The sequence below is a fragment of the Isoptericola sp. NPDC056578 genome (assembly GCF_042793275.1).
Taxonomy (GTDB): Bacteria; Actinomycetota; Actinomycetes; order Actinomycetales; family Cellulomonadaceae; genus Isoptericola.
Genome location: NZ_JBHTVC010000109.1, coordinates 1 through 5,297 on the forward strand (window position 1 = coordinate 1; position 5,297 = coordinate 5,297).

Annotated in this window: 5 protein-coding genes and 3 tRNA genes; 7 read left to right on the top strand and 1 reads right to left on the bottom strand. The window is 72.6% G+C overall.

The window, feature by feature from the left end:
* Window positions 1-1,064: EamA family transporter RarD (gene rarD, locus ACFQ80_RS22390; protein WP_430565190.1), on the bottom strand; the 1,064-nt coding region annotated here is incomplete at its 3' end.
* A 125-nt stretch (window positions 1,065-1,189) separates the two neighbouring features.
* Here rarD and ACFQ80_RS22395 point away from each other — a divergent pair.
* The 7 genes from ACFQ80_RS22395 (at window position 1,190) to ACFQ80_RS22425 (ending at window position 5,196) form a co-directional block, all read left to right on the top strand.
* Window positions 1,190-1,271, top strand: a tRNA-Tyr gene (locus tag ACFQ80_RS22395).
* A gap of 142 nt (window positions 1,272-1,413) precedes the next feature.
* Window positions 1,414-1,486: transfer RNA gene (locus tag ACFQ80_RS22400), tRNA-Thr, on the top strand.
* A gap of 65 nt (window positions 1,487-1,551) precedes the next feature.
* Window positions 1,552-1,625 (top strand) — tRNA-Met (locus ACFQ80_RS22405).
* Between the two features lie 90 nt (window positions 1,626-1,715).
* Window positions 1,716-1,886: a 50S ribosomal protein L33 gene (gene rpmG, locus ACFQ80_RS22410; protein ID WP_079572326.1), complete on the top strand. Its 171-nt coding sequence runs from the start codon at window positions 1,716-1,718 to the stop codon at window positions 1,884-1,886.
* A 29-nt stretch (window positions 1,887-1,915) separates the two neighbouring features.
* Window positions 1,916-2,398 carry a MaoC family dehydratase N-terminal domain-containing protein gene (locus ACFQ80_RS22415; RefSeq protein WP_430565191.1) on the top strand — a complete coding sequence of 161 codons (483 nt, stop codon included), beginning with the start codon at window positions 1,916-1,918 and terminating at the stop codon, window positions 2,396-2,398.
* Window positions 2,398-2,835 carry a MaoC family dehydratase gene (locus tag ACFQ80_RS22420; protein ID WP_430565192.1) on the top strand — a complete coding sequence of 146 codons (438 nt, stop codon included), beginning with the start codon at window positions 2,398-2,400 and terminating at the stop codon, window positions 2,833-2,835. The genes ACFQ80_RS22415 and ACFQ80_RS22420 overlap by 1 nt, the downstream gene beginning before the upstream one ends.
* Window positions 2,836-2,988: 153 nt before the next feature.
* On the top strand, window positions 2,989-5,196 hold the full coding sequence (locus ACFQ80_RS22425) for an N-acetylmuramoyl-L-alanine amidase (RefSeq protein WP_430565193.1): 2,208 nt from the start codon (window positions 2,989-2,991) through the stop codon (window positions 5,194-5,196).
* The last annotated feature ends 101 nt before the right edge of the window (window positions 5,197-5,297 follow it).

The following is a 5,297-nucleotide window of genomic DNA, read 5'->3' on the forward strand; positions in this document are numbered from 1 at the left end:
CCGCGCCGCGGGTCCCTGCCCGCGCCGCGGCCGCCCTCAGTGCTCCCTGCGGTCCTTCTCGTCCCCGATGAAGTCGGCGACGGCGTCGTCGACGCGCTCGAGGGTGAATTGGGGGGGGGGGGGCCCCCCGGGGCCCCCCCCGCCCCTGCGGCGTCCCGGGTGGCGAGGCGCGACGCGCGGGCCTGCCGGGTGCCGTCGGCCGTGAGGATCACGAGCGCCACCCACACGAGCACGAACCCGGCCCAGCGGGTGGGCGGCATGTGCTCCCCGAAGACCAGCAGGCCCAGCAGGAACTGGAGCACCGGGGTCAGGTACTGCAGCATCCCGACGACCGACAGCGGCAGCCGGCGCGCGGCGGCCGAGAAGAGCAGCAGGGGCAGCCCGGTGATGACGCCGCAGGCGGCGAGCAGGAGCGCGTGCCCCACGCCCTCGGTCGTGAACGTGCCGACGCCGGTGACGCCGAGCACCACGAGGTATGCCAGGGCGAACGGGGTGGCCACGGCCGTCTCCGCGGCCAGGCCGGGCAGCGCGCCGACGTCGCGCCCCACCCGGTTCTTCACCAGGGAGTAGAGCCCGAAGGCGCCCGCGAGAACGAGGGCGATCCACGGCAGGCCGCCCACGCCCGTGGAGATCACCACGACGGCCGCGGCTCCGAACCCGAGCGCGACCCACTGCGCCACGCGCAGGCGCTCGCGCAGCACGAGCACGCCGAGGAGCACGGTCAGCAGCGGGTTGATGAAGTACCCGAGGGCGGCGTCCAGCACGTGGCCGGAGAGCACCGCGTACACGTACGTGGTCCAGTTCGCGATGATCAGGACGGACGCGACGGCGAGCGCGCCCATGACGCGCCCGTTGCGCAGGACGGCGAGGAACGACCCGAACGTGCGCGTGACGAGCAGGAGCACCACGCAGAACACGAGGCTCCACACCACGCGGTGGGCGATGATCTCGACGGGGCCGGCGGGCTCGAGCAGCGGGAAGAAGAGGGGCATCGCGCCCCACAGGACGAACGCCGAGAGGCCGAGCGGCAGCCCCCAGCGGTCGGGGGAGGAGGGGGACGTCACCGCCTCAATGTAGGGCCCCGGCGCGCCCCGCGTGCGGTCGTGACGGGGGCCACGGCGGGACGATTTCCGCCGGGGCCCTCCGGGGCGTTATGGTTCTACCCGCGAGCTCGTCCGCGAGCCCGCACGGCAGGTTGCCCGAGCGGCCAAAGGGATCTGACTGTAAATCAGACGGCTCAGCCTTCGGGGGTTCGAATCCCTCACCTGCCACCGCGACGGACGGGGCGCCACCCTCGGGAGGCGCCTCGTCCGACGTCTGGAGGGGCCTGCACGGCCCCGGTGCACGATGTGATCGAGCGGGCATCCCGCGGATTTCATCAGGTGCCGAGAGCCGTGTAGAGTCTTCTCCGCTGCCCCGATAGCTCAGTCGGCAGAGCGTCTCCATGGTAAGGAGAAGGTCAAGGGTTCGATTCCCTTTCGGGGCTCTGTGATGTGACGCGGGACCGTCGTCCTTGTTCGAGGACGAATGGTCCTGCGTTCCGTCACGCGCGGCGGGGTAGCTCAGCTGGTCAGAGCGCACGACTCATAATCGTGAGGTCGCGGGTTCGAGCCCCGCCCTCGCTACCGACACCATCACGGTTCGACGGCCGGCGTCGGACCGGCCTGTTCCTTGATTCACGTGGCGCCTTCCGGGGGCGCGAGAGGTGACACACCATGGCTGCCAAGAGCGCGGACGTCCGCCCGAAGATCACGCTGGCCTGCGTGGACTGCAAGGAGCGGAACTACATCACGAAGAAGAACCGTCGTAACGACCCCGACCGTCTCGAGCTGGCGAAGTTCTGCCCGCGCTGCGGCAAGCACACGTCGCACCGCGAGACCCGCTGACGCAGCTCTCGACGGATCACCGCACCGACGTGGCGAACACGCTTCCCGATCGAGGCTTCGCTGGCCGCGAGTACCCGGCCACCGCCCCCTACTCGGTAGGGCGCGAGAAGCTCCGTGAGTTCGCCTCCGCCGTCGGTGCCGCCCACCCCGCGCACCACGACCTCGTGGCAGCGCGGGGTCTCGGCTATCCGGACCTGGTCGCGCCCCCCACGTTCGCCGTCGTCGTCGCGCAACGGGCCGAGGCGCAGTACGTCCAGGACCCGGCCGCCGGGATCGACTTCTCGCGCGTCGTGCACGCGGACGAGAGGTTCACGCACCACCGGCCGATCGTCGCGGGCGACGAGCTGGTCACCGTGCTCCACGTGGACTCGGTGACCGAGCGGGCGGGCATCGCGATGGTGACCACGCGCTGCGAGATCTTCGCGGCCGCGGACGGCGCGGCCGACGACGGCGCCCGCGAGCCCGTCGCGACCGTCAGCTCGAGCCTGGTGATCCGCGGGGAGGACTCCTGATGGCACACGAGCAGCCCCGCCCCGTGCTCGCGGACCTCGCCGTCGGCGACGTCGTCGCCACCGGCGCGGTCGAGCTCGACCGCGCCCGCCTCGTGCGCTACGCCGGGGCCAGCGGCGACTTCAACCCGATCCACTGGGACGAGTCCTTCGCCACCGGCGTCGGGCTGCCCGACGTCATCGCCCACGGCATGCTCACGATGGGATCCGTCGTCGGCGTCGTCGCCGACTGGGCGGGGGACCCGGGCGCCGTCGTCGCCTACCAGACCCGCTTCACGAAGCCGGTCCCGGTGCCGCGCGACGGTGGCGCCGTCGTCGAGGTCTCCGCCGCCGTCGGCGCGATCGACGCCGACGCCGGGACGGTGCGGGTCGACCTCACGGTGACCCACGAGGGCGCCAAGGTGCTCGGCCGCTCGCAGGCCACCGTCCGCCTCTCCTGATTCCCGCCGTCCGTCCCTCGGGCGTGGCCGGATCTCGTCGCGATCTCGCGCGACGAGATTTTTTACGTCTATCACTTCCCATGAAACGGGATTTCACGGTTCGATGACGAGGTGCGCCCCGAGCGCACTCCGTCCTCGAGAGGAGCACTCCCCGTGAGATCCGTACGACGACGCACCACCGAGCTGGCAGCCGCCGGCCTCCTCCTGCCCCTGGTCACGATCCCCGCGGTCGCCGCGGGGGCGGGGCCGACCACCGCCCCCACGTCCGACGTGACCTGCGACGCCGTCGTCGCCGCGCCGGACCGGGAGTCCGCGTTCGCCGCGGCGAGCGACGCCACCGGGGTCCCCGCCGACCTGCTCAAGGCCGTCTCCTACATGGAGTCCCGCTGGGACCAGCACGCCGGCACCCCCAGCATCGACGGCGGCTACGGCCTGTTCAACCTGCTCGACCACGCGCCCGAGGCGCCCGACGGGGCCGGCAAGGACGCCACGCCCCGCTCCGCCGTGAGCGAGCTCGACCGCGCCGCCGCCCTGACCGGGCTGCCCGTCGCCGAGCTGAGGTCCGACGCCGCCGCGAACACCTGCGGCGCCGCCGCGCTCCTCGCCTCCTACCAGGAGGACGCGGGCGAGGGCGCGGGCGACCTCGCGTCCTGGGGAACGGCCGTCGCGCGGCTGGGCGGCTCGCCGTCGTTCGCCGCGCGGGTGTACTCGACCCTGCAGAAGGGTGAGAGCCGCACGACCGACGACGGCGGTCTGGTCACCCTCGCCGCCCGTCCGGACGCCGTCCTGCCCGAGGCGTCCGCGTCCGCGGCGAGCGACCCCGCCGCCGACTGCCCGCCCGACCTGGGCTGCGACTGGATACCGGCGCCGTACGCGAAGGGCAGCGCCGACCTGCCCGACGACACGGGCAACTACGGCAACCACGACCAGGCCGACCGCACGGGCGAGGGCGGCCCGTCGATCGACTACATCGTCGTCCACGACACCGAGGGCGGGTACGACGGGACCCTGAACATGGTCCAGGACCCGAACTACCTGGCGTGGAACTACACGCTGCGCTCGTCCGACGGGCACGTGGCGAACCACCTCGAGCCCTCCGACGTGGGTTGGCACGCCGGCAACTGGTACATGAACATGCACTCGATCGGCCTGGAGCACGAGGGCTGGGCCGGCACGTCGGGCTGGTTCACGGAGGCGCTCTACCAGTCGTCCGCGCAGCTCGTGCGGTACCTGGGCGAGAAGTACGACGTCCCGCTCGACCGCGCGCACGTCATCGGGCACGACCAGATCCCCGGCATCCTGCCCGGCTACACGAAGAGCGTGCACTGGGACCCGGGCCCGTACTGGGACTGGGAGCACTACTTCGAGCTGCTCGGTGCGCCGATCGGCGGCGGGCTGGACACGACGACGGACGTCGCGCCCGGCGACGTCGTCGAGGTGGTCGCCGGCTACGACGACAACGCCAACCCGGTCACGGGGTGCGAGCAGGCGTCGCCGGGGTCCGGCGACTGCGTCGCGGGCGCCGGCACCAACTTCGCGGTGGCCTACCAGGAGCCGTCGCTCGACGCCCCCTACGCCCGTGACCCCGGCTGGAAGCCGGGCGGCGCGGACGGCACGACCTACGCCAGCGACATCAGCGCGCGCGTCACCTCGGGCCACAAGCTCGTCGTCGCGCAGGTGCGGGACCAGTGGCTGGGCGTGTGGTGGGCCGGGTCGCTGGCCTGGATCCACAACCCGGCGGACCGCCCCGTGGTCGTGCCGAGCACCGGGCAGACGGTGACCGTGAGCGGGGACGAGACCGCGGCCATCTACGGCCGGGCGTACCCGGAGGGCGCGGCGTACCAGCCCTACCCGGGCATCGCCGAGCAGGCGGTCACGCCGATCGAGTACACCATCGGGGCCGAGCAGAGCTACGTGGTGTCCGACGACTCGGTCTCGACCGACTACTACTACGCCACGTCGTTCGACGGCTCCGTGCCCGACGACCGCACGGACGTGCGCGGCGAGGACGCCTACTACCAGCTCTGGTACGCGCACCGGCAGGTGTTCACCCGGGCCGCCGACGTGACCCTGCACGACCCCGTCGTCACCGACGTCGAGGGGCCGAGCATCGAGGGCAGGGCGAAGATCGGCAAGGTCCTCACCGTCGACCCGGGGGAGTACCTGCCCGGGGACGGCACCGACGTCGACGTGCAGTGGCTGCGCGACGGCGAGCCCGTGCGCGGCGCGGACGGCACGCGGTACCACCTCACCGGTCGTGACCGCGGCGCGGACATCTCGGTCGAGGTGACCGTGTCGGCGCCCGGCTACACGTCGGCGACGTTCACGTCCGACGCCGTCGGCCCGGTCCGTCCGCACTGACGCCGAGGTAGCCCGGCCCTCGCCGAGGTAGCCCGGCCCTCGCCGAGGTAGCCCGGCCCTCGCCGAGGTAGCCCGGCCCTCGCCGAGGTAGTTCGCACATC

What these genes read in the sequence shown, in the direction of transcription:
- ACFQ80_RS22420 (WP_430565192.1), top strand. Translation starts at nt 2,398, where the DNA reads ATGGCACACGAGCAGCCCCGCCCCGTGCTCGCGGACCTCGCCGTCGGC.
- rpmG (WP_079572326.1), top strand. Translation starts at nt 1,716, where the DNA reads ATGGCTGCCAAGAGCGCGGACGTCCGCCCGAAGATCACGCTGGCCTGC.